Below are 22,294 nucleotides of genomic sequence, written 5' to 3' on the forward strand. Positions count from 1 at the left end.
CCCTGGAATCAGTCCAGAATCAGTCCGGCATCACTCCGGTTCGACGTGCGTCGGGTCGAGCACCCGGCGCAGGAAGGTCCGGGTGCGTTCCTCGGTGGGATTGCCGATCACGTCGGCGGGCGGGCCCTGCTCGACGATCACGCCGCCGTCCATGAAGACCACCCGGTCGGCGACCTCGCGGGCGAACGCCATCTCGTGGGTGACGACGAGCATCGTCATACCGTCCAGGGCGAGCTTGCGCATCACCGTGAGGACGTCCCCGACCAACTCCGGGTCGAGCGCCGACGTCGGTTCGTCGAACAGCATCAGCGCCGGGTCCATCGACAGGGCCCGGGCGATCGCGACCCGTTGCTGCTGGCCACCGGACAGCTGCGCGGGGTAGGCGTCGATCTTGTCGCTCAGCCCGACCCGCTCCAGGTTGGCGCGGGCGATCCGGGTCGCGTCCGCCTCTCCGCGCTTCAGGACAGTGCGCTGGGCAACGGTGCAGTTCGCCAGCGCCGACAGGTGCGGGAACAGGTTGAACTGCTGGAAGACCATCCCGATCTGCTGCCGGGCGGAGTCCAGGTGGCAGTCCGGATCGGTGAGGTCCTCGCCACGGACGATCACCTGGCCCTCCTGCGGTTGCTCGAGCAGGTTGACGCACCGTAGCAACGTGGACTTGCCCGATCCGGACGGTCCGATCACGCAGACGACCTCGCCCTGCTCGACGGTGAAGTCGATACCGCGCAGGACGTGGTTGCTGCCGAACGACTTGTGCAGGTTCTTGATCTCTACCAGTGCCATCAGCGGGTCCTCGCAGTACGGGCCTCGAGCCGGCGCGCCAGGAGGCCGAGCGGCAGGGTGATCACCAGGTAGCAGAAGCCACAGACCACGATCGGGGTCAGGTTCGAGTCCGTGTTCGCCAGGTCGCGGCCGAATCCGGTGAGCTCGTAGCCGTCCGCGGCGACGCCGATCATGAACACCAGCGAGGAGTCCTTGACCAGCAGGATCAGGTCGTTGGTCAGCGGCGGCAGCACGATCCGGAACGCCTGCGGCAACACGATCTTCCGCATCGCCAGTCCGGCCGGCATGCCGAGCGAGCGGGCCGCCTCGACCTGTCCGCGCGGTACCGCCTGGATGCCGGCCCGGATCACCTCGGCCATGTACGCCGACGCGACGATCCCGAGCGCCAGCCACACGACGCCGTACGGGTCCCAGGGAATCGTCATCCCGGGGAACGCCAGCGGCAGCAGGCTGAACGCGATGAACACCACGATCGCCGGCAGCCCGCGGAAGAACTCGATGTACGCCGTCGCGATCCACCGGTACGGGCCGACCTGACTGAGCTTCATCAGTGCCAGCAGGGTGCCGCCGGCCAGCCCGATGACGAACGCGCCGGCCGTGTACTCGAGCGTCTTCAGCAACGCCTTCAGCACGCCGTTCTCGAACGTCGACCTGATGAACTCCGGCCGGAAGAACACGTCGGCGATCTGGTGCCAGTTGGCACTGAACACCGCGGCCAGGATCAGGACGACGAGAATCGCGTACTGGATCCAGCGGGAGCGCTGGGCCCGCTGCCGCGGGCTCAGCCCCTTCCGCTCAACTGTCTCGGTCTCGGTCGAGGTACTCACTTCTTCGGCTCAACCCCGAACCACTTCTTGTAGATCTCGTTGTACTTGCCGTCCGACTTCGCCTTGGTCAGCAGGTCGTTGAACTTGGCCACCAGCTTCGGGCCGCTGCCGTCCTTGAGCGCGCCGAACCCGTACTGCTCGCCGGTGTTGAACTCGGCCACCACGGCCATGTCCGGGTTGTCCTTGACATACGGGTACAGCACGCCGTTGTCGTTGATCGCGGCATCCACCCGGCCGGACTTCACGTTGTTCTCCTGCAGCGCGAGGTCGTTGAACGGGATCACCGTGTACCCGTTGGCGGCGGCGTTCTGGTCGGCGTACTTCTTGCCGGTGGTGTCGGCCTGGGCGCCGAGCTTCTTGCCCTTCAGGTCCGCCAGCGTCTTGATGCCGGAGTCCTTCTTGGTCATCAGCACCTGGGTGGCGTCCATGTACGGCGCGGTGATGCTGATCGCGGCCTGGCGCTCGGGGGTGATGGTCATCGCGCCCATCCCCATGTCGCACTTCTTCGCCTGGAACGCGGCACCCGAGGTGACCTGGGACCACTCGATGTTCACCACGTCCTGCTCGAGGCCGAGGTCCTGGGCGACCAGGTCGAGCAGATCCACGTCGAACCCGACGACCTTGGTGCCGTCCTTGTACTGGAAGGGCTTGTACGGCAGGTGGGTGCAGATGGTCAGCTTGCCGGGCTTCACCAGCGTGATGCCGGCCGCCTTGGCTTTGTCGTCGGAACCACCGCCGTCCGATCCACCACCACAGGCGGACAGCGTCAGCGCGAGTACGGCGGCCGCTGCGAAGGCCGCCCGTACGCGCGTCGTGCGGAGAGTGGGGACGATGTTCATCGCGAGTTCTCCTCGACAGGGGTTGGGATTCCGAGAATCCTGGCACACCCGGGTTCCTGTGGGACCCCTCACAGCAGACCAGTCGCCGCTGTGGTTTACTCGTGGGCGACGGGTGACCCCCTGGCAACGGCGCCGTTCGACGCACCCTCATCGAACGCCCACTCTCCATTCCGCCTGACTTCCGCATGCCTTCCGAAGGGTCCCCCATGGTTGCCGAGCCGTTCTCGCCCGCCGTTCCCGCCACCGATCAGTACGCCGGTGATGCCGTCTTCGAGCTGCATCGCGGCGGCAAGATCGAGGTCACGTCCTCGATCCACGTCACCGATGCCGACGACCTGTCCAAGGCGTACACGCCCGGCGTCGCCCGGGTCTGCACCGCGATCGCCGAGGACCCGGCGCTGGTCCGGCGCTACACCTGGAAGTCGAACGTGGTCGCGGTCGTCACCGACGGCACCGCGGTCCTCGGCCTCGGCGACATCGGCCCGGCCGCGTCGCTGCCGGTGATGGAGGGCAAGGCGCTGCTGTTCAAGGAGTTCGGCGGCGTCGACTCGGTGCCGATCGCGCTGGACTGCACCGACGTGGACGAGTTCGTCGAGACGGTCGCGCGGATGGCACCGACGTTCGGCGGCATCAACCTGGAGGACATCTCCGCGCCGCGCTGCTTCGAGATCGAGCGCCGGCTCAAGGAGCGGCTCGACATCCCGGTCTTCCACGACGACCAGCACGGTACGGCGGTCGTCGTACTGGCCGCGCTGCGGAACGCGCTCCGGGTGACCGGGAAATCGATCGAGAACATCCGCGTGGTGATCTCCGGCGCCGGTGCGGCGGGGGTCGCGTGTGCCCGGATCCTGCTGCAGGCCGGTGTCGGCGACCTGGCGGTTGTCGACAGCAAGGGTGTACTGCACGAGGACCGTCCGGACCTGAACCCGGTGAAGCTGTCGCTGGCCCGTGACACCAACACCGGCGGCCGGTCGGGCCGGCTGGTCGACGCGCTCGCGGGCGCGGACCTGTTCCTCGGCGTCTCCGGCGGCACGGTGCCCGAGGAGGCCGTGGCGCAGATGGCCGACGACGCGATGATCTTCGCGCTGGCGAACCCGAACCCCGAAGTACACCCGGACATCGCGCACCGGCACGCCGCGGTGGTCGCGACCGGACGCTCGGACTTCCCGAACCAGATCAACAACGTGCTGGCGTTCCCCGGCATCTTCCGCGGCGCGTTCGACGCGAACGCGTCCCGGATCACCGAGGGTATGAAGCTCGCCGCCGCCGACGCCCTCGCGAGCCTGATCGCGGCGCCGGACCTCCGGCCGGACTACATCATCCCGTCCCCGTTCGACGAGCGCGTCGCCCCGGCCGTCGCGACCGCCGTCGCCGCGGCGGCCGAGGCGGACGGCGTCGCCCGCCCGGCCTGAGCCAATGCGTTGCTGAGAGCAACTTCTTCTGGTCTTTGGTTGTTTTCCACCAGTTATCAAACGCTTCCTGGAAAGCTATTGACTTAACAAACTGCCGCAGCCACCATTGGCGTGGTTTTGCCCGCCGGGCATTCCACACCCGGACTGATGGTGGGAGGCGTCCATGAAGCTCAGGACCGCAGTCGCGGCGGTCGCGGCAGTCACCGCCGCGGCCCTCGCGCTGAGTGGGTGCGCGCCGCAGAGCAGCACGGCCGCGAAGGGCGGCGGCGCCGGCGATGTGAAGACGGTCAGGGTCTTCATCAGCGGCGACACGAACATCCAGAAGCTCTGGACCGACGACCTCGGTCCGGCGTTCGAGAAGGCCAACCCCGGCTACAAGGTGCAGATCACCCTCGACCTGCACGGTGAGCACGACGCCCAGACGATGGCGAAACTGTCCGCGTCGGTCGCCCAGAAGAAGGACCCGGGCTTCGACCTGGTCGACGGCGGCTTCGTGCCGAAGGCGTCGGCCGCGAACTTCCTCGAACCGGTCGACGCGGCGAAGGTCGCCCCGCTGGCCGACATCCCGGCCGATGTCGTGAAGGCCGGCGGAACCGGCGGAATTCCGTACCGCGGCTCCTCGGTACTGCTCGCGTACGACACCAAGACCGTCCCGGCCCCGCCGAAGACCCTCGACGAGCTGCTCGCCTGGATCAAGGCGAACCCGGGCAAGTTCACCTACAACTCGCCGAAGTCCGGCGGTTCCGGTGGATCGTTCGTGGCGACGGTGCTCGACAAGTACGTGCCCGCCGACGCGCGGCAGAAGATGACGGTCGGCTACGACAAGAGCCTCGAGTCCACCTGGGACCAGGGTTTCGCGACGCTGCACGGCCTGAACCCGTACGTGTACCAGAAGGGCGTCTACCCGAACGGCAACCAGCAGGTGCTGGACCTGCTGGCGAGCGGGCAGATCTCGATGGCTCCGGTGTGGTCCGACATGTTCACGACCGCCGTCGCCAACGGTGCGGTTCCGTCGACGGTGAAGGCCACGCAGATCTCCGGCCCGTCGTTCACCGGTGGCGCGGCGTATCTCGGCGTACCGGCCAGCAGCCCGAGCAAGGACGCGGCCCTCAAGGTCGCGAACTTCGTGCTGCAGCCCGAGCAGCAGGCCCTGATCGTCAAGGACATCTCGGGCTATCCGGCCATCTCGCTGGACAAGCTGCCGCAGGAGCTGCAGAGCAAGTTCGCGAACGCCGACACGAACAACCTGCGCAAGGGCTACTTCGACTCGATGACCAAGGACCTCAACAACCTGTGGGACCAGAAGGTGCCAGGCAAATGACGGCGATGGCGGGTAGCTGGGACCAGAAGGTGTCAGGCAAATGACGGCGGTGGCGTGTAGCTGGGACCAGAAGGTGCCAGGCAAATGACGGCGGTGGCGTGTAGCCGGGACCAGAAGGTGCCAGGCAAATGACGGCGGTGGCGTGTAGCTGGGACCAGAAGGTGCCAGGCAAATGAGTGCGGCGGGTAGCTGGGACCAGAAGGTTCTGGGCACGTGACAGCGGAGGCCGAAAGCCGACCCGCGGTCGTCCGGCCCGCCGCCTCCGTTCGCGCGCGGGCCGGTCGGGCCCGTGGGTTCCTGATGGCGCTGCCGCCGATCGTGCTGATCGCGCTGTTCATCGGATTTCCGGTGGTGCTCGCGTTCGGCTTCAGCCTCGGCTTCACCGGCGGCCTCAACCGCACCGTCGCGCTGATCGGCCAGAACGTGCACAGCGCGCACGGCGTCGTCCCGACGTTCGCGGCGTACGCCGAGATGTTCACCAACGCCCGGTTCCTCGGGGACCTGGTCGTCACGGTGCTCGTCACGCTGCTCAGTACGACGCTCGTGATCGCCCTGGCGGTCGGGATCGGGCTGTACCTCAAGTTCTCGCCGGGGCTGCTCGGCAAGGTGCTCTCCACGCTCGCGGTGGTGCCGCTGTTCATCCCTGTCGTCATCGCGTCCTGGGCGATCCTCGGCTTCTACTCCGCGAACGGCTTCCTGCGCAGCGTGGCGGCCCAGTTCGGGCTCGGGTTCCCGGTGTGGTCGTACACGCTGGCGACGGTCGTCATCGGCTCGGTGTGGACATCGCTGCCGTTCGCGACGCTGCTGGTCGCCTCGGGCCTGCAGGCGGTTCCGCAGGCAATGATCGACGCCGCCCGGGACGCCGGTGCGTCCTTCTGGCGGGTGGTGGTGAGCATCGTGGTCCCGATGGCCGGCGTACCGATCATCATCGCGACGACGTTCACCGCGATCGGGGTCCTCGGCTCGTTCACCGTGCCGTACTTCACCGGCCCGAACTCGCCGAACATGCTCGGGGTCGACATGTCGAACTACTTCTCCTCGTTCAACCAGCCGCAGCAGGCCGTGGTGATCGCGTTCATCGTGTTCGCGATCGCGTCCGGGATCGCGGCGGTGTACGTGTGGGCCAACTTCCGGTCCGCCAAGGAAAGCGGGGCGGTCTGATGGCCAAGGCAGTCTCGCGGGCGCTGACGGTCGTGTTCGCCGCCGTACTGGCGCTGTTCATCATCGGGCCGCTCGCGTGGCTGGCCGTTCGTGCCTTCGCCGCGAGCTGGACCTACCCACACCTGCTTCCGGACGGCTGGACGTTGCGGTGGTGGAGCGTCGTCTTCAGCGAGCGGGCGCTCGGCGTCGCCGTACAGAACTCGTTGTTCTTCGCGCCGATCACCGTGCTGGTCTCGGCGGTGATCTGCCTGCCCGCGGCCTATGCCTTCGCGCGCTTCGAGTTCCCGGGACGGCGGTTCTTCCTGATCTCGGTGTTCGCGGCCAACGCGTTCCCGAAGATGGGGCTGTTCGTCTCGCTCGCCGCCTTGTTCTACGCGCTCAACCTGATGAACACGATCCTCGGCATCCTCGTCGTCCACGTGCTCGGCACCGTCGTGTTCATGACGTGGATCCCGGCGGCCGCGTTCGCCGCCGTACCGCGCAGTCTCGAGGAGGCGGCGCGGGACGCCGGGGCCTCCAAGCTGCGGACGTTCTTCAGCGTGACGCTGCCGATGGCGCTGCCGGGCATCCTGGTGGCCGCGATCATGAGCTTCCTCGCGTCCTTCGACGAGGCGCAGGGTACGTACCTGGTCGGCGCACCGGACTACATGACGATGCCGACCCAGATGTACAGCCTGGTGCTCAACTACCCGACCCAGGTGGCTGCGGTGTTCTCGATCCTGCTCGCCATCCCGTCCGTCGCGCTGCTGCTGGCCGCGCACAAGCACATCGTCGGCGGCCACCTCGCCGAGGGCTTCCAGATCAAGTAGGGGCACCATGACGACCGATACGACCGAGTCCCGGACCGCCGGCTCCGGCGCCGAGCGCGCCGGGGGCGGCCTCGACATCGGGGGCCTGCACAAGGCGCTCGGCGGGCGCACCATCATCGAGAGCCTCGACATGGTGGTGCACCCGGGCGAGCTGGTCTCGCTGCTCGGCCCCTCCGGCTGCGGCAAGACCACGACGCTGCGGATGATCGCGGGCTTCCTGACCCCGGACGCGGGCTCGATCAAGGTCGGCGGCCGCGAGGTCGTGCACCTCGGACCCGAGCAGCGACCGAGTGCGATGGTGTTCCAGAACTACGCGCTCTGGCCGCACATGACGGTGGCGAAGAACGTCGGCTTCCCGCTGAAGCTGCGCAAGCGGCCGAAGGCGGAGATCGCCGAACGCGTCGACGCCGCGCTCGAACTGGTCAACCTGATGCACCACAAGGACTCCCGGCCGGCCCGCATCTCCGGCGGCGAGCAGCAACGTACGGCGCTGGCTCGGGCGCTCGTCCAGGAGCCGGAACTGCTGCTGCTCGACGAGCCGCTGAGCAACCTCGACGCCAAGCTGCGGGTCAAGGTCCGCGAGGACATCCGCGAGATCCAGCAGCGGCTGGGGATCACCACCGTGATCGTGACGCACGACCAGGAAGAGGCGATGTCGGTCTCGGACCGGATCGCGGTGATGAACAACGGCAAGATCGAGCAGTTCAGTACGCCGGCCGAGCTGTACAGCGCCCCGGCCACGGAGTTCGTGGCGACGTTCATCGGCAGCCTCAACCGGCTCGAGGGCCTGATCGAGGACGGCCGGGTGGTGGCCGGCGAGGGCGTGATCGGGATTCGGCCTGAGGATGTCGTCTTCTCGCCGGACCCACACGCGGGCGGCGTGGCCGCGAGTGTGCAGCGGGTCGTTCCGCGGGGGCATTTCGCGGAGCTCCACTTGCGGCGTGCGGATGTTGAACTTCGGTCGTACGTGACGGGGGCCCCGCCTGCCGTTGGTGCGCAGGGGTCGGCGCGGATCGCGAAGTGGCTGGAGTTCGAGGACGGGCGGCTCGTTCGTCAGGGAGGACAGGCGTGAGCACAGCTCCGGTCCGGACCACGCGGGCGACCGCACACCGCGGCGACGTCGAGCGGTACCGCGAGAACACTCTCGCGGCGGTGCGTTCCGCCGTCGACGCGGGCGCCGACTTCGTCGAGATCGACGTACGGGTGACTCGGGACGGGCGCGTCGTACTGCTGCACGATGCCACGCTCGAGCGGCTGTGGGGGCTTGATCGGCAGGTCGCCGCGGTCGATTGGGCCGAGGTCGCATCGCTTGGCGCAGGCGAGGAGCGTGTCCCGCTGCTCGCGGACGTCCTGAGCGTCATGGCCGGAACGCCGTCGACGCTCGTGATCGACGTCGAGACGCCGGCGGTGGCCGAAGCCGCGGTTCAGGCCGTGCTGGGATCTGACACGCAGGTCGCCTGGTGCGGCGACCTCGACGCGATGACGACCGTCCGGCGTCTCGACCCGGAGGCGAGTATCTGGCTCCCGTGGAACCGCCGCGACGTACCACCTGCTGACGTGCTCGCGAGTCTGCGGCCCGCGGTCGTGAACTCGGAGTATGTCGTCCTGAGCCGGGAGCTCGTGGATGCTGTCCATCAGGCCGGGCTCGCCGTCACGTGCTGGACGGTCGACGACGAGGACGCGATGCGCTGGGCCCTGGCGCTCGGCGTTGATGCGGTCACGACCAACCGGCTGAGGGTGTTCCAGAAGGTGGTCGCGGAAGGGCCGGAAGCCTGGGAACGGGCGCCCCGGCCCGCGAGGCTGACCGGTGACGAGCTGCGGACGGCGATCGCCGTCGCGCGGGAGCTCGCGGAGTGGGCGGGGGCGTTCACCCGGACTGCCGATCTCGGTGACGTCCGGACCAAGGCGAATGCCGCGGATCATGTGACGGCTGTCGACGTCGCCGTCGAGGAGCAGGTCCGCAAGGTCATCGCCGAGCGGCTGCCCGGCCATCTCGTGGTCGGCGAGGAACTCGGCGGTACGGCGGAACCGGGCGTCCCCTGCTGGTACGTCGACCCCGTCGACGGCACCGCGAACCTGGCGAACGGCGTGCCGTGGACGGCGTTCTCGCTGGCGCTGGCCATCGATCGCGAGCCGCTCGTCGCCGTCGTCGGCGACGTCTGGCGCAACCAGGTCTTCTCCGCCGCCGCCGGCCAAGGCGCCCAACTGGGCGACCACCACCTCAACCTCCGCGCAAGCGCCGCCGGCACGGGCTTGGAAGGCCGCACGACAACCGCGCCCGCGTCCGCGGCGCCGGCGACCAGTGTTTCGGCGGGCAGTGCTTCGGCGGGCAGGGCTTCGGCGGGCAATGGGTTGGCGGGGAAGATCGTCAGCACCGAGCTGCTCAACCACTCGGCGTGGCCCGGGATGGACGTCTTCATGGACGGGCTCCGCGACCGGTACTGCACGCTGCGGGTGATGGGGTCCGGGACCCTGACTCTTGCTGGGCCTGCTGCGGGGCGCGGGGTCGGTGCGGTGATCGAGCGCTTCAGCCCGATCGACCACCTCGCCGCCGCGCTCGTGGTCCGTGAAGCCGGCGGCGTCCTCCTCGACGACAGCGGCGCCGAAACCGTCTGGCCCGAGTCCGGCGGCATCCTCGCCGCCCACCCGGACCACGCGAGAGAGCTGTACGACCTCTGGTCACGCGCCCGCCGCCCAGCGGGCGCCTGAGCCTCGTCCCGCCCGGCCGACGCCTGAGCCTCGTCCCGCCCAGCGGGCGCCTGAGCCTCGTCCCGCCCTGCGGCGCTCCAGCTTCGTCCCGCGCGGGCGGGCGCTCCGGCCTTGCCCGGTCCGGTGGCGCCTGAGCCGCGCGCCCGCTCCGGCTGACGCGCGCCCCTGACACGGCGGGCGGCGGGGCGCGCGGTGATCTCGGTTACTGATGGGTCGGGGTGTGGGGCCTAAGGTGGCTTGCATGCTTGCTGCCTATGCTGCCAAGTTCGACGCCGAGAACCCGATCGCCGCGCTCGAGGTGGGGGAGCGGCCGGAACCGGCCGTGCCTGAGGGATGGGTGACGATCGACGTACGGGCGACTGCGCTCAACCATCACGACCTGTGGTCGTTGAAGGGCGTCGGGCTGGCGGAGCAGAGTCTGCCGATGATCCTCGGGTGTGACGCGGCCGGCGTCGACCCGGACGGGAACGAGGTCGTCGTACACGCCGTGATCTCGGACCCGGCGTGGAAGGGCGACGAGACGCTCGACCCGAAGCGCTCGCTGCTCAGCGAGCGGTACCAGGGCACGCTGGCGCAGAAGGTGGCGGTGCCGGCGCGGAACGTCGTACCGAAGCCGGCTGGGATGTCGTTCGAGCAGGCTGCGTGCTTGCCGACGGCGTGGTTGACGGCGTACCGGATGCTGTTCACGCAGTCGGGGCTGAAGCCGGGCGACACCGTGCTCGTGCAAGGCGCCGGTGGTGGCGTGGCGACCGCGCTGATCACGCTCGCACGGGCCGCGGGCATCCGCGTGTGGGCGACCAGCCGCGACGAGGCCAAGCGCGCGAAGGCGCTGGAGATCGGCGCGCACGACGCGTTCGAGTCCGGCGCACGGCTGCCGGAGCGGGTCGACGCCGTGATGGAGACGGTCGGCCAGGCAACGTGGTCGCACTCGCTGAAGTCGCTCAAGCAGGGCGGCACGCTGGTGATCTCCGGCGCGACCAGCGGCCAGGCGCCGAAGTCCGCCGAACTGAACCGGATCTTCTTCCTGCAGCTCCGCGTCCAGGGCTCCACGATGGGCACCCGCAACGAGCTCGCCGAACTGGTGCAGTTCATGGCGAACGCCGGCATCTCCCCGCACATCGACTCGGTCCTGCCCCTCGCCGACGCCCGGACCGGTTTCGAGAAGATGAACGCAGGCGACGTCTTCGGCAAGATCGTCTTTACTGTCTGAGTGCAACCAGAGATCAGGCCGGCCACCGTCGAGGACGCCGAGGCCGGGGCGTGGTGTCACTTGTTGTGCTGGCGAGAGGCGTACGCCGGTCTGGTGCCGACGGATCTGCTGGTCGAGCGGACGTCCGACATCGAACGCCGGATCCATCGTTGGCGGACCAACCTCGCGGACGGCCGGCAACGCTGGATCGCGCTGAACCCGGACCCGGCGGCACCCGTCGAGGAGCGCGTCGCCGGGTTCATCGGCACCGGACCGGGACGGGACGAGGACTCGCCGGTCCCATTCGAGCTCGAGGCGATCTACACCCGGCAGACGTTCTGGAAGACCGGCCTGGGGACCCGCCTGTTCGACGTTGCCGTCGGCAAGCAGCCGGCGTTCCTCTGGGTCTTCGAGGACAACGAGCGGGCGCTGGCGTTCTACCGTCGCCACGGGTTCGCGCCGGACGGCGTCCGCAAGCACGACCCGTACTTCGGCCTCTGGGAGATCCGGCTCGTTCGCAGCTAGTGCCCACGCTGGTGTCACCGGCACCGATGTGACACCCGTCCGCAGTGACGTTTCATGGCTGAAACATTGGTGTCGCACTGAGGCAACGGGGCCGAGGCACGCTGTACTCACCGATCCGCCCGATCGATGAGGAGCGCAGAGCCCATGAGGCCTACTTTGACGGTGATCGTTGACCCGGCCGACCGCTGGATGACGAAGGCCGCGTGTGTCGGACACGCGCCGTCGTACGACGAGACGGCGAGCCAGTGGGAACAGCGGAAGGCTCAGGCCGTGTGCCTGACCTCCTGCCCGGTGATCGACGAGTGCCGGGAGTGGGCCCGGCGGACGAAGTTCACCGGGACCGCGGCAGGGGAGAAGTTCCTCTCCGGCCGCCGCCGCGGCCGCCCCGGCCCGCAGGAACGCCGTACCCGCCCCGTCATCGAGGAACAGCAAGCCAGCTGACCCCACCCACAGCCCGCGCCCCAGCCCGCCCGGCGCGCCCACGACGGCACCCGCCCCGTCGGCGCGTCCGCTACGGCACCCGCCGCCCCGGGCCCGTTTGAGGGGCTGACCCCTCAAACGGTGGGTTAGCGCCCCGCATGCAGTGTGCGAGCCCACCAGTTCAGGGGTCGGCCCCTCAAACGCGTCGATCACGCCGCAACCGCCGGCGCCTCGTCTGCTCCTCGCCGGCGGCGTCGTCCGCGCGGCGTCAGCGGCTCGTCCGGCCGATTGACGCGGCTGCGGGTGTGGCGGTCGGGGTGCGGTGGGGTGGAGGGAGCCGTCGAGGCCGAGGTGCTGGTGAACTTGCCGGCGGGGGAGTGGGCGCAGCGGGGGTGCGGGGAGTGGGGGTGGTTAGAGCTTGATGAGGTCGTCTTCGCGTGCTGCGGTGGTGGGTTGTGGGGTACGCCGGAACGGGGCCGTGAGTGTGGGGATCAGCTGCTTGCGGTTGTGGATTGCCGCGCCGATCGCCAACGCCAGGTAGATCACGCTGATCACGTAGCGCCCGGTCTGGCCCGGCACCGCGAACTGCACCGCGAACAGCCCCAGCAGCGTCCACGCCGCCCAGCGGGGGAAGCGCAGGTTCAGCAGGATCGCGATCCCCAGCAGCGTCTGGGTGGCGGTCAGCAGGAACTCCTCGACCTGCCGCCCGTCCAGGTGCAGCGCGGCGCCGCCGCCACCGATCCCGTACGCGATCGGCAGGCTGCCGATCAGCAGGGTCCACTGGTTCACCTTGGCGGAGATCAGCAGGCCGAGCGCGGCCGCGCCCTTGCCCCGCCAGGCGAACAGGATCGCGACGATGAACTCCGGCGCCTCGGACGCCAGCGGCGCCAGCCACTGCACGAGCAGGAACTGATCGATTCCGAGCGACCGGCCGCCGGCGACGAGGGAGTCCGCGAATGGCTCCGCGGCCGCCAGGATGACACCGGCCGAGACCAGGAACATGGCGGTCACGGTGATCCGGCGGGCGACCTTCGGCAGTCCGCCGATGGTTGCCGCGGGCCCGATCAGATCGGGCTCCTCGTCGTGCTCCGACGTGGCGGCCCGGTACAGGTAGAACGCGAAGAACGCGAGCAGCAGGATGCCCAGCACCAGGTGGATCTGGCCGGTGACCGGGATCACGAACGCGACCACGCCGGCGACCGCGAGGAAGCCGAGCTCGCGCCGGTACCCGGACTCGAGCACCAGGGACTTCACCGAACGCCCGCTGCGCCGCGAGGCGACGTACAGGCTGATCAGGACGACGCTGGACCAGCCGAGGCCGAGGAGCAGCCGGTTCGAGCCGGTCATGTTCGCGGCGGCGTACTGGACGTAGTCGGGATTCGAGCCCGCGGTGTGCGCGAAGTACAGGTCGACCGCGTACTCCGGCAGGACGGCGATGACCGCCAGCAGCGCGATCGCCAGACCACCCGAGATGTCCATCTCCGCGGCCTCCGCCGCCCACGCCAGCACGAACGACGCGGCGACCACGGCGAGGCCGAAGATCAGGATCGACGCCAGCGCCGGGGGGTGGGTGCCGGTCAACCGGAGGACGACCGCGGGGATCGCCACCAGGAGCAGCAGTACGACGGGGCGGAGCGCTCGGAACATGGTTCCAGCCTGTCACCGTTTTGATACTTTCGCAATTGCGAAAGTGTGAGACCGTGGTCACCACGGCCCGGCGCGCTGTCCGGAGGCCGGTCCACCGGTCACAATGACTGCGCGATGACCAACCCTGAACCGACGAAGGCGCAGCTCGAATCCGCCGCGGGCACCTTCGCCATGCTCTCCGCTCCGGTCCGGCTGCACCTGGTGTCGCTGGCCGCGCAGGGGGAGTACGACGTCGGCACCCTGGCGGACCGTGTCGGCGTGAGTATCGCGACCGCGAGCCAGCACCTCGGCAAGCTCCGGCTCGCCGGCATCATCACCGCCCGCCGCGAGGGCCGCCGCCACATCTACACCGTCGACGACCCCCACGTCCTCAACCTCGTCGACCAGATCTTCGAACACATCGCCCCCGACGGCTCCCTGGCCCCGGACCCGCCACGACGTACCAGACCGCCGCACACCGACTAGAGCACGTGGCGCAGGTAGCGCTCGGGTGCCTGCAGGTAGGCCTTCCAGTTCTGGACGAGTTCCAGGTTGTCCCAGGTGGTGCGCCGGATTCCCCAGTCGCCGACCTCGAGGATGGTGGCGCCGGGGAGGGCTGCGATCACGGGGGAGTGGGTGGCGCAGAGGACCTGGGAGCCGGATTCGGCGAGTTGGTTCATCACGCCGACCACGGCGAGGCTGCTGGAGAAGGAGAGGGCTGACTCGGGTTCGTCGAGGCAGTAGAAGCCCCGGCGGGTGAAGCGGTCGCTGATGAGGGTGAGGAAGCTCTCGCCGTGGCTCATCTCGTGGAAGGCCGCGTCCGCAGGGCCGGAAGGGCGAGGGTTCTGCTCCAGATAGGTGTAGAAGCCGTGCATGGTTTCGGCGCGGAGGAAGAAGCCGGAGCGCTTGCCGCCGACCCCGCGGGTCAGTTGCAGGTCGTCGGCCAGGGAGGACTCGGTGGCGCGGGTGGTGAGCCGGGCGCCGGTGGAGCCGCCTTCGGGGGACAGGCCGAAGGCGACGGCGATCGCCTCGACCAGCGTGGACTTCCCGGCGCCGTTCTCACCGACCAGGAACGTCACGCCCGGGTCGAGATCCAGCCCGTCGGTCAGGAGTTGGCGGACGGCGGGAATCGTGTGTGGCCAGTGTCCGGACAGACGAATGCCCTCCGCCGCGGCAACCCGTCGTACGGGCTGATCGGCGAAGGGCATTCACCCAGGCTAGTGCGTATCGGCCTAGTCGTCCTCGTCGTCCAGGCGGGCGAGCCAGGTGGCGAAGCGCTCGATGGGCGTCTCGAACTCCGGGTTCAGGTCGACGAACTCGCGGAGCCGGTCGGCGACGAAGGCGAGGGAGACTTCCTCCTCGCCGCGTCGCTTCTCGAGCTCCTCGATCCCGCGGTCGGTGAAGTACACGTCAGCTGAACGCCTGCTTCAGCAGCGTCGCCTGCTCGGTGCCGTGGACACCGTGCGAGCCGACCGCCGGGGCGGACATGGCGGGCCGGGACACCCGGTAGAACGGCTTGCCGCCCAGGTGCTCGGTCAGGTTCAGTGCCATGAACGGCCACGGGCCCTGGTTCGCGGGCTCGTCCTGGACCCACCGGATCTCGGTCGCGTTCGGGTACTTCGCCAGCTCGGCGACGATCTCGTCGGCGGGCAGCGGGTAGAGCTGCTCGACCCGGAGGATCGCGGTGCTGATCTTGTCCGGCTCGACCTTCTTCCGCTCCGCGAGCAGGTCGTACACGATCCGGCCGGAAGCCAGGATCACCCGCTCGACGGCGCCCGGGTTCGCCTCGGCCTCCGGGTCGTTGATGACCGGCCGGAAGGTGCCGTGGGTCAGCTCCTCCGGCTGCGACACCGCCTCCTTGCGCCGCAGCAGCTGCTTCGGCGTGAAGACGATCATCGGGACGTGCTCCTCGCCGAGCGTGTGGCGGCGCAGCAGGTGGAAGTACGACGCCGGCGTCGACGGCTGCGCGACGGTCATCGCGTCCTCGGCGCAGAGCTGCAGGAACCGCTCGATCCGGGCCGAGGTGTGGTCCGGGCCCTGACCCTCGTAGCCGTGCGGCAGCAGCAGCACGACACCGGACTTCTGGCCCCACTTCGCCTCACCGGACGAGATGTACTCGTCGATGACCGACTGGGCGCCGTTCACGAAGTCGCCGAACTGCGCCTCCCACAGGGTCAGCGCCTCCGGCCGCGCCACGGAGTACCCGTACTCGAAGCCGAGTGCGGCGTACTCGCTGAGCAGCGAGTCGTAGACGTAGAAGTTGCCCTGGTTCTCCTCGTCGAGGTGCTGCAGCGGGACGTAGTCCTGGCCGTTCACCCGGTCGATGACCGCGGCGAACCGCTGGACGAACGTGCCGCGGCGGCTGTCCTGGCCGGCGAGGCGGACCGGCCGCCCGTCGAGCAGCAGCGAGCCGAACGCGGTGATCTCCGCGCTGGCCCAGTCCAGCGGGCCCTCGGTGATCGCGTGCGCCCGGCGCTGCAGCTGCGGCTGCACCTTCGGGTGCACGGTGAAGCCCTCCGGCAGCGTGGTGTACGCGTCGGCGATCTTCTTCAGTGCCTCGCGGCTGATCGCGGTCGCGTCCGGCCCCTCGGGCTTGTTCGGGTACTCCGGAGCCGTGACGTACGGCGGCGGGGTGTCGGGCTCGTTCTTCGCCTCCCGGACCTCCGCGAACACCCGCTCGAGGCGCTGCTGGAAGTCCTGCATGGCCTGCTCGGCCTCTTCGATCGTGATGTCGCCACGACCGATCAGGGCCTCGGTGTAGAGCTTGCGGACCGACCGCTTCTGCTCGATCAGGTCGTACATCAGCGGCTGGGTGAATGACGGGTCGTCGCCCTCGTTGTGACCGCGGCGGCGGTAGCAGACCAGGTCGATGACGACGTCCTTGTTGAACGCCTGGCGGTACTCGAAGGCCAGGTCCGCGACCCGGATGCACGCCTCGGGGTCGTCGCCGTTCACGTGGAAGATCGGCGCCTGCACCATCCGCGCGACGTCGGTGGAGTACATCGACGAGCGGGACGAGGCCGGCGAGGTGGTGAAGCCGACCTGGTTGTTCACGATCACGTGGATCGTGCCGCCGGTGCGGTAGCCGCGCAGCTGGGACAGGTTCAGCGTCTCCGCGACCACGCCCTGGCCGGCGAACGCCGCGTCACCGTGCACCAGCACCGGCAGCACCGGGAAGGCGGCGCCGCGGTCCAGGATGTCCTGCTTGGCGCGGACGATGCCCTCGAGCACCGGGTCGACGGTCTCCAGGTGCGACGGGTTCGCCGCCACCGAGACCTTGATCTTGTCGCCGAACTCGGAGACGAACTCGCCCTCGGCGCCCAGGTGGTACTTGACGTCACCGGAGCCCTGTACGGTCCGCGGGTCGATGTTGCCCTCGAACTCGCGGAAGATCTGGCCGTAGGACTTGCCGACGATGTTCGCCAGCACGTTCAGCCGGCCGCGGTGCGCCATCCCGATCGCGACCTCGTCGAGACCGGCGCCGGCCGCCTCCTCGCAGAGCTCGTCGAGCAGCGGGATGGTGGTCTCCGCGCCCTCCAGCGAGAACCGGCGCTGACCGACGTACTTGGTCTGCAGGAAGGTCTCGAAGGCCTCGGCCTCGTTCAGCTTGGCCAGGATCCGCAGCTGCTCCTCGCGGGGCGGCTTGGTGTGCGGGCGCTCGACCCGCTCCTGGATCCACTTGCGCTGCTCGGGGTCCTGGATGTGCATGTACTCGATACCGGTGGTCCGGCAGTACGAGTCGCGCAGGATGCCGAGGATCTCGCGGAGCTTCATGAACCGCCGGTCGCTGCCGCCGAACGACCCGGTGGCGAACTCGCGGTCCAGGTCCCACAGCGTCAGGCCGTGGGTGGCGACGTCCAGGTCCGGGTGACTGCGCTGCTTGTACTCCAGCGGGTCGGTGTCGGCCATGATGTGGCCGCGCACCCGGAAGGCGTGGATCAGCTCCAGGATCCGGGCCTGCTTGCTGATGTCCTCCTCGTGGCTGTGCGGGAGGTCGGCGGCCCAGCGGATCGGCTCGTAGGGGATCCGCAGGCTCTGGAAGATCTCGTCGTAGAAACCCTCCTGGCCGAGCAGCAGCTGGTGGATCCGGCGCAGGAACTCGCCCGACTGGGCGCCCTGGATGATCCGGTGGTCGTACGTCGAGGTCAGCGTCATCACCTTGCTGACCGCGAGCTTGGCCATCGTCTCCTCGGCCGCACCCTGGTACTCCGGCGGGTAGTCCATCGCGCCGACGCCGATGATGCAGCCCTGGCCGGTCATCAGCCGCGGCACCGAGTGCTGGGTGCCGATCGTGCCCGGGTTGGTGAGGCTGATCGTGGTGCCCTGGAAGTCCGGCAGCGCGAGCTTGTTGTCGCGGGCCCGGCGGACGATGTCCTCGTAGGCCATCCAGAAGTCGGCGAAGGTCATCTCCTCGGCGCTCTTGATGGACGGCACCAGCAGCTGCCGGGTGCCGTCCGGCTTCTGCATGTCGATGGCCAGGCCGAGGTTGATGTGCGCCGGGTGGACCAGGGTCGGCTTGCCGTCGGTCTCGTCGTACGACGCGTTCATGTCCGGCAGCGTCTTCAGTGCCTTGACCAGCGCCCAGCCGATCAGGTGGGTGAAGGACACCTTGCCGCCACGGGCGCGCTTCAGGTGGTTGTTGATGACGATCCGGTTGTCGATCAGCAGCTTCACCGGGACCGCGCGGACGCTCGTCGCCGTGGGGACCGTGAGGCTGGTCTCCATGTTCTGAGCGGTCCGGGCCGGGGCGCCGCGGAGGATCTGCCGCTCGGCGTCCGCGGCCGCTGCCGGCGCGGGCTTGGGCTGGGCGCTGGGCGGCTGGTTCACCGTTCCTCCGGTCGGAGCGGCCGCCTTCGCGGCGGGAGCCTGCGTGGCGGGTACGGCGGCCTTCGCGGGAGCCGGCGTGGAGGCCTGGGCCTGCGCGGCCTGGGCCGCGGCGGGAGCGCTCGCGGCGGGCGCGGACGGCGTCGTACCGCGGCTCGGCGCCTCGGGCGTCTTGTTGTCGGACACCGCGTCCGGCCGGGGAGCGTCGGCCGGGGTGGTGTTCACCGGCGTCGCGTCACCTGGCTTGTACGTCTTGAAGAAGTCCAACCACGCGGGATCCACCGACTTCGGGTCCTGCAGGTACTTCTCGTACAGCTCGTCGACCAGCCATTCGTTCGCACCGAAGGCTGCTAGGGGATTTGTGTCTGATGGCTCGGTGGCCACTGGGCAGTTCGCCTCTTCCGATTTCGGTCCGGTACCGCGGGTGCTAATCCTGATGTTATGGGTGGTGTCCCAAGCAAAGGCTAATAGCACGCGGACCACTTCCACAGCTCGGGACCATCGGACCAGTGTGTCGAGTGGTCGGGCCCCGGCGGCCGGATCCGCCGGCGCCTGAAACACTGCCCACAAAGGTGTTTCAGCCCACAGGCCCGGCTCTCACCGCCGGATCAACGAGACAGCGGCGGCCACGGCTACGGGACGCCTTACTGTGGTGGACTTCCGGCGTTCTCAGCTGGTCCTCACGGAGGGCCCCGGTGAGCGTGGATGTGCACTGTATGCAGCTGCGCGCTCGCTCCTTGTGACGATCACCATCGAACAAGTGTGTGGTCAACGTCACGCTACAAATCAGTCCACTCGGGCATGATTGGCCTTCATCGGTCCCGGTACACCGAGCACCGCGTCCACGGTCCGTTCGGCGGGCATACTGACGAGATGGCACTGACGGATGAGGCGATCGTCAAGATCAAGGAGATGATCACCTCGGGGGAACTGGGGCCGGGGGATCGGCTGCCGAAGGAGGCAGACCTCGCCGCCCGGCTGGGACTGTCGCGGAACTCGCTGCGGGAAGCGGTCAAGGCGCTCACGCTGGTGAACGTGCTCGACGTCCGGCACGGCGACGGTACGTACGTCACCAGCCTCGACTCGGGGCACCTGCTGGACGCGCTGAGCTTCATGGTCGACCTGCACCGCGACGACTCGGTCCTGCAGTTCTTCGAGGTACGGCGGCTGCTCGAGCCCGGCGTCGCGGCGCTGGCGGCGACGCGGATCACCCGGGAACGGGTCACCGAGCTGCGGCTGCTGACCAGCGACCTGGCGCCGGACGCCTCGGTCGAGGAACTGGTCGCGAACGACCTGCGGTTCCATCGCGGCATCGCCGAGGCGACCGGTAACCAGGTCGTCTGCTCGCTGCTCGACGGTGTCTCCGGGGCGACCCAACGGGCCCGGATCTGGCGCGGCGTCACCCAGGCCGGGGCCGTCGAGCGCACCCTCGCCGAGCACGCCGCGATCCTGGACGCGATCGAGAGCGGCGACGCCGAGGCGGCCCGCGCCTGGATGACCGCTCACATCGCCGGCGTCGAGACCTGGCTCCGCAAGGCTTCCTAGACCCACCTCCTGGGAGTACAGAGGAGGTATGTACGAACCGCCTCCGCCGCGTAGTGCGCTGACGCTGCGAATCGTGCTGTCCGCGTTCGGGGTGGTGTTGTTCGCCGTGAGTACGGCGCTCGCGGTCGGGTACGACTTGCCCACCGGATGGGTGATCGTCTTCGGGCTGTGTGCCGTCGTGGCTCTGGTCGATCTGGTGGTCGTTGCCCGGCGCAAACGATCGGAAAACGGTTGATCAGGCTCTGCGGGGTCCGTAAGCTTGCGCTGTCACATTCCCGGCGTCAGGGGTTCGAGTTGTCGAACTGAGGCTCTCGCCTTCATCGATCGATCGCCACCGTTGCGGTGCGCGGTCTCGTCCGAGACCTCAGTTGGAGTGACAACTCATGAGCTTTTCCCTGTCCTGTACCGATCTCTTCTTCGCCTGGCCCGACGGCGAGGTGCTGTTCGACGGCCTGACGTTCGTCGCCGGCCCGGTGCGTTCCGGCCTGGTCGGCCGCAACGGCGCGGGTAAGTCCACGCTGCTCAAGCTGATCGCCGGCCGGCTCGCTCCGCAGCGCGGGGCGATCCGGGTCAGTGGCGAGCTCGGGTACCTGCCGCAGGACCTGACCCTCGACACCACGCTGCGGGTCGACCAGGCCCTCGGCATCGACGCGGTACGCCGGGCCGTTGTCGCGATCGAGTCGGGTGACGCCTCCGAGGAGAACTTCGGCATCGTCGGCGACGACTGGGACGTCGACGAACGCGCCGAGGCCCTGCTCGGCAAACTCGGTCTGGGCGCGATCGGTCTCGACCGCAACGTCGGTGAACTGTCCGGCGGCGAGACGATCCTGCTCGGACTCGCGGCCGAGCTGCTGCGGCGTCCCGACGTACTGCTGCTCGACGAGCCGACCAACAACCTCGACCTGCGGGCGCGACGGCACCTGTACGACGCCGTCGACCAGTTCCGTGGCGCGTTGCTGATCGTGTCGCACGACCGGGAGTTGCTCGATCGGGTCGACCAGATCGGGGACCTGCGCAAGGGCGAGGTCACCTGGTACGGCGGCAACCTGACGGCGTACGAGGAGGCCGTCGCGGTCGAGCAGGAGGCGGCCGAGCGGATGCTGCGGTCGGCGGAGGCGGACGTCCGCAAGCAGAAGCGGGACCTGGTCGAGGCGCGGATGAAGATGGACCAGCGCCGGGCCCGCGGGCAGCGGGCGTTCGAGCAGGGCGGGATCCCGAAGATCATCGCGGGCGGGCTGAAGCGGTCGGCGCAGGTGTCGGCCGGTAAGCACCTCGGGATGCAGTCGGAGCGGCTCGAGTCGGCACAGGAGGCGCTGGCCGACGCGGAGGAGAAGGTCCACGACGACGATGCCATCCGGGTCGACCTGCCGAAGACCGCCGTACCCGCCGGTCGTGTGGTGCTGCGGCTGGAGGATCACGAACTGCGGACCGGGGCACACGTCGACCTGGAGATCAGGGGTCCCGAGCGGATCGCGCTGACCGGGCCGAACGGCGCCGGCAAGACGACGCTGCTGCAGTCGATCGTGACGGGGGAGTCGCCGCTGGTGCCGTTCCGGTACCTGCCACAGCGGCTCGACCTGCTGCGGGACGACCTGTCGGTGGTCGACAACCTGGCGCTGCTCGCGCCGAGCACGGAGAACCAGGAGCGGCGGGCGCGGCTGGCGCGGTTCCTGTTCCGTGGGCGGGCCGCGGATCAGCTGGTGCACACGCTGTCCGGTGGTGAACGCTTCCGGGCAACGCTCGCGGCGCTGCTGCTGGCCGAGCCTCCACCGCAGTTGCTGATGCTGGACGAGCCCACCAACAACCTCGACCTGGCCAGCGTCGCCCAATTGAAGGACGCGCTCGCCTCGTACAACGGCGCGCTGATCATCGCGAGTCACGACGTACCGTTCCTCCGCGAGATCGGCATCACTCGCTGGCTCGAGCTGACTCCGGAAAGCCTCACCGACATCGACCCGCTGTAGTCCAGTCCGTCCTTCAGGCCCCGTCACCCCTCAGGGTGACGGGGCCTGCAGCTCGACAGCAGGTGTCGTGCCCCGGGGTAGTGCGGTCGAGCGTGACTCGAGCGGTGCGTACGGCGTCCCGCGGGTGCACTACCTGTCGACCTGCAGACGCATCACCTCCGACCGAGTCGCCAGAGTCAGATGCCCACCGTGTCCAGCACCCCCTCACAGCCGACGCGCGAGGGGATAACCCCTCGGGCCAGCACCCCTCACAGCCGACGCGCGAGGGGATAACCCCTCGGGCCAGCACCCCTCACAGCCGACGCGCGAGGGGATAACCCCTCGGGCCAGCACCCCTCAC

General features: G+C 69.0%; 20 protein-coding genes. 13 read left to right on the forward strand and 7 right to left on the reverse strand.

The features are described from left to right. Positions 1 to 30: 30 nt before the first annotated feature. The 3 genes from ACFYRH_RS29795 to ACFYRH_RS29805 are packed head-to-tail and all read right to left on the reverse strand — an operon-like array spanning position 31 to position 2,449. Entirely contained in the window at positions 31 to 783 is a 753-nt protein-coding gene (locus ACFYRH_RS29795; RefSeq protein WP_387782266.1) for an amino acid ABC transporter ATP-binding protein, read from the reverse strand. Then, on the reverse strand, positions 783 to 1,610 hold the full coding sequence (locus ACFYRH_RS29800; protein WP_387782268.1) for an amino acid ABC transporter permease: 828 nt from the start codon (positions 1,608 to 1,610) through the stop codon (positions 783 to 785). The genes ACFYRH_RS29795 and ACFYRH_RS29800 overlap by 1 nt, the downstream gene beginning before the upstream one ends. After that, positions 1,607 to 2,449, reverse strand: coding sequence for an ABC transporter substrate-binding protein (locus tag ACFYRH_RS29805; protein WP_387782270.1), 843 nt, complete (start codon positions 2,447 to 2,449; stop codon positions 1,607 to 1,609). Before ACFYRH_RS29805 ends, ACFYRH_RS29800 begins: the two co-directional genes overlap by 4 nt. 206 nt (positions 2,450 to 2,655) lie before the next feature. Here ACFYRH_RS29805 and ACFYRH_RS29810 point away from each other — a divergent pair, with 206 nt between their 5' ends. The 9 genes from ACFYRH_RS29810 to ACFYRH_RS29850 all read left to right on the forward strand — a co-directional run bounded on the left by ACFYRH_RS29810 (position 2,656) and on the right by ACFYRH_RS29850 (position 12,016). Then, the gene (locus ACFYRH_RS29810) at positions 2,656 to 3,861 is read left to right on the forward strand and encodes an NADP-dependent malic enzyme (RefSeq protein WP_387782272.1); all 1,206 of its coding nucleotides are present in this window, start codon (positions 2,656 to 2,658) and stop codon (positions 3,859 to 3,861) included. 163 nt (positions 3,862 to 4,024) lie between these two features. Continuing rightward, positions 4,025 to 5,182, forward strand: a complete 1,158-nt coding sequence (locus tag ACFYRH_RS29815; protein ID WP_387782273.1) for an extracellular solute-binding protein — start codon at positions 4,025 to 4,027, stop codon at positions 5,180 to 5,182. A gap of 213 nt (positions 5,183 to 5,395) precedes the next feature. Then, entirely contained in the window at positions 5,396 to 6,343 is a 948-nt protein-coding gene (locus ACFYRH_RS29820) for an ABC transporter permease (protein WP_387782275.1), read from the forward strand. Next, a complete protein-coding gene (locus tag ACFYRH_RS29825) occupies positions 6,343 to 7,152 on the forward strand; it encodes an ABC transporter permease (protein ID WP_387782277.1) in 810 nt (269 codons plus the stop codon). Before ACFYRH_RS29820 ends, ACFYRH_RS29825 begins: the two co-directional genes overlap by 1 nt. Positions 7,153 to 7,159: 7 nt before the next feature. Continuing rightward, entirely contained in the window at positions 7,160 to 8,224 is a 1,065-nt protein-coding gene (locus ACFYRH_RS29830; RefSeq protein ID WP_387782278.1) for an ABC transporter ATP-binding protein, read from the forward strand. After that, the gene (locus ACFYRH_RS29835; protein ID WP_387782280.1) at positions 8,221 to 9,861 is read left to right on the forward strand and encodes an inositol monophosphatase family protein; all 1,641 of its coding nucleotides are present in this window, start codon (positions 8,221 to 8,223) and stop codon (positions 9,859 to 9,861) included. Before ACFYRH_RS29830 ends, ACFYRH_RS29835 begins: the two co-directional genes overlap by 4 nt. Positions 9,862 to 10,102: 241 nt before the next feature. Beyond that, the gene (locus ACFYRH_RS29840; RefSeq protein WP_387782282.1) at positions 10,103 to 11,071 is read left to right on the forward strand and encodes a zinc-binding dehydrogenase; all 969 of its coding nucleotides are present in this window, start codon (positions 10,103 to 10,105) and stop codon (positions 11,069 to 11,071) included. Then, positions 11,072 to 11,575 (forward strand): GNAT family N-acetyltransferase, encoded by a 504-nt coding sequence (locus tag ACFYRH_RS29845; protein WP_387782284.1) that lies wholly within the window; start codon positions 11,072 to 11,074, stop codon positions 11,573 to 11,575. A gap of 144 nt (positions 11,576 to 11,719) precedes the next feature. Then, a complete protein-coding gene (locus ACFYRH_RS29850; RefSeq protein WP_387782286.1) occupies positions 11,720 to 12,016 on the forward strand; it encodes a WhiB family transcriptional regulator in 297 nt (98 codons plus the stop codon). A 390-nt stretch (positions 12,017 to 12,406) separates the two neighbouring features. Here ACFYRH_RS29850 and ACFYRH_RS29855 read toward each other — a convergent pair whose 3' ends face one another. After that, positions 12,407 to 13,642, reverse strand: coding sequence for a sodium:proton exchanger (locus ACFYRH_RS29855; protein ID WP_387782288.1), 1,236 nt, complete (start codon positions 13,640 to 13,642; stop codon positions 12,407 to 12,409). A 114-nt stretch (positions 13,643 to 13,756) separates the two neighbouring features. Between ACFYRH_RS29855 and ACFYRH_RS29860 the strand changes: the two genes are divergently transcribed. Then, positions 13,757 to 14,107: an ArsR/SmtB family transcription factor gene (locus tag ACFYRH_RS29860; RefSeq protein WP_387782290.1), complete on the forward strand. Its 351-nt coding sequence runs from the start codon at positions 13,757 to 13,759 to the stop codon at positions 14,105 to 14,107. Here ACFYRH_RS29860 and ACFYRH_RS29865 read toward each other — a convergent pair. The 3 genes from ACFYRH_RS29865 to ACFYRH_RS29875 are packed head-to-tail and all read right to left on the reverse strand — an operon-like array spanning position 14,104 to position 18,829. Then, positions 14,104 to 14,829: an AAA family ATPase gene (locus tag ACFYRH_RS29865; RefSeq protein WP_387782292.1), complete on the reverse strand. Its 726-nt coding sequence runs from the start codon at positions 14,827 to 14,829 to the stop codon at positions 14,104 to 14,106. The genes ACFYRH_RS29860 and ACFYRH_RS29865 overlap by 4 nt on opposite strands. 24 nt (positions 14,830 to 14,853) lie before the next feature. Next, complete coding sequence (locus tag ACFYRH_RS29870) at positions 14,854 to 15,030, reverse strand: DUF6104 family protein (RefSeq protein WP_350274116.1); 177 nt, start codon at positions 15,028 to 15,030, stop codon at positions 14,854 to 14,856. Position 15,031: 1 nt separating this feature from the next. Then, positions 15,032 to 18,829: a multifunctional oxoglutarate decarboxylase/oxoglutarate dehydrogenase thiamine pyrophosphate-binding subunit/dihydrolipoyllysine-residue succinyltransferase subunit gene (locus tag ACFYRH_RS29875; protein ID WP_387782294.1), complete on the reverse strand. Its 3,798-nt coding sequence runs from the start codon at positions 18,827 to 18,829 to the stop codon at positions 15,032 to 15,034. Positions 18,830 to 19,318: 489 nt separating this feature from the next. Between ACFYRH_RS29875 and ACFYRH_RS29880 the strand changes: the two genes are divergently transcribed. The 3 genes from ACFYRH_RS29880 (at position 19,319) to ACFYRH_RS29890 (ending at position 21,954) form a co-directional block, all read left to right on the forward strand. After that, complete coding sequence (locus ACFYRH_RS29880) at positions 19,319 to 19,990, forward strand: FadR/GntR family transcriptional regulator (protein WP_387782296.1); 672 nt, start codon at positions 19,319 to 19,321, stop codon at positions 19,988 to 19,990. A gap of 28 nt (positions 19,991 to 20,018) precedes the next feature. Next, positions 20,019 to 20,225 (forward strand): DUF6343 family protein, encoded by a 207-nt coding sequence (locus ACFYRH_RS29885; RefSeq protein WP_387782298.1) that lies wholly within the window; start codon positions 20,019 to 20,021, stop codon positions 20,223 to 20,225. Between the two features lie 148 nt (positions 20,226 to 20,373). Then, positions 20,374 to 21,954 (forward strand): ABC-F family ATP-binding cassette domain-containing protein, encoded by a 1,581-nt coding sequence (locus ACFYRH_RS29890; protein WP_387782300.1) that lies wholly within the window; start codon positions 20,374 to 20,376, stop codon positions 21,952 to 21,954. The last annotated feature ends 340 nt before the right edge of the window (positions 21,955 to 22,294 follow it).

This window comes from Kribbella sp. NPDC004875 (assembly GCF_042873375.1).
Classification (GTDB): Bacteria; Actinomycetota; Actinomycetes; order Propionibacteriales; family Kribbellaceae; genus Kribbella.

Coding starts and splice junctions, on each gene's coding strand:
- ACFYRH_RS29795 (WP_387782266.1), bottom strand. CDS start 783: ATGGCACTGGTAGAGATCAAGAACCTGCACAAGTCGTTCGGCAGCAAC.
- ACFYRH_RS29805 (WP_387782270.1), bottom strand. CDS start 2,449: ATGAACATCGTCCCCACTCTCCGCACGACGCGCGTACGGGCGGCCTTC.
- ACFYRH_RS29810 (WP_387782272.1), top strand. CDS start 2,656: ATGGTTGCCGAGCCGTTCTCGCCCGCCGTTCCCGCCACCGATCAGTAC.
- ACFYRH_RS29815 (WP_387782273.1), top strand. CDS start 4,025: ATGAAGCTCAGGACCGCAGTCGCGGCGGTCGCGGCAGTCACCGCCGCG.
- ACFYRH_RS29825 (WP_387782277.1), top strand. CDS start 6,343: ATGGCCAAGGCAGTCTCGCGGGCGCTGACGGTCGTGTTCGCCGCCGTA.
- ACFYRH_RS29830 (WP_387782278.1), top strand. CDS start 7,160: ATGACGACCGATACGACCGAGTCCCGGACCGCCGGCTCCGGCGCCGAG.
- ACFYRH_RS29840 (WP_387782282.1), top strand. CDS start 10,103: ATGCTTGCTGCCTATGCTGCCAAGTTCGACGCCGAGAACCCGATCGCC.
- ACFYRH_RS29850 (WP_387782286.1), top strand. CDS start 11,720: ATGAGGCCTACTTTGACGGTGATCGTTGACCCGGCCGACCGCTGGATG.
- ACFYRH_RS29855 (WP_387782288.1), bottom strand. CDS start 13,642: ATGTTCCGAGCGCTCCGCCCCGTCGTACTGCTGCTCCTGGTGGCGATC.
- ACFYRH_RS29860 (WP_387782290.1), top strand. CDS start 13,757: ATGACCAACCCTGAACCGACGAAGGCGCAGCTCGAATCCGCCGCGGGC.
- ACFYRH_RS29865 (WP_387782292.1), bottom strand. CDS start 14,829: ATGCCCTTCGCCGATCAGCCCGTACGACGGGTTGCCGCGGCGGAGGGC.
- ACFYRH_RS29880 (WP_387782296.1), top strand. CDS start 19,319: ATGGCACTGACGGATGAGGCGATCGTCAAGATCAAGGAGATGATCACC.
- ACFYRH_RS29885 (WP_387782298.1), top strand. CDS start 20,019: ATGTACGAACCGCCTCCGCCGCGTAGTGCGCTGACGCTGCGAATCGTG.
- ACFYRH_RS29890 (WP_387782300.1), top strand. CDS start 20,374: ATGAGCTTTTCCCTGTCCTGTACCGATCTCTTCTTCGCCTGGCCCGAC.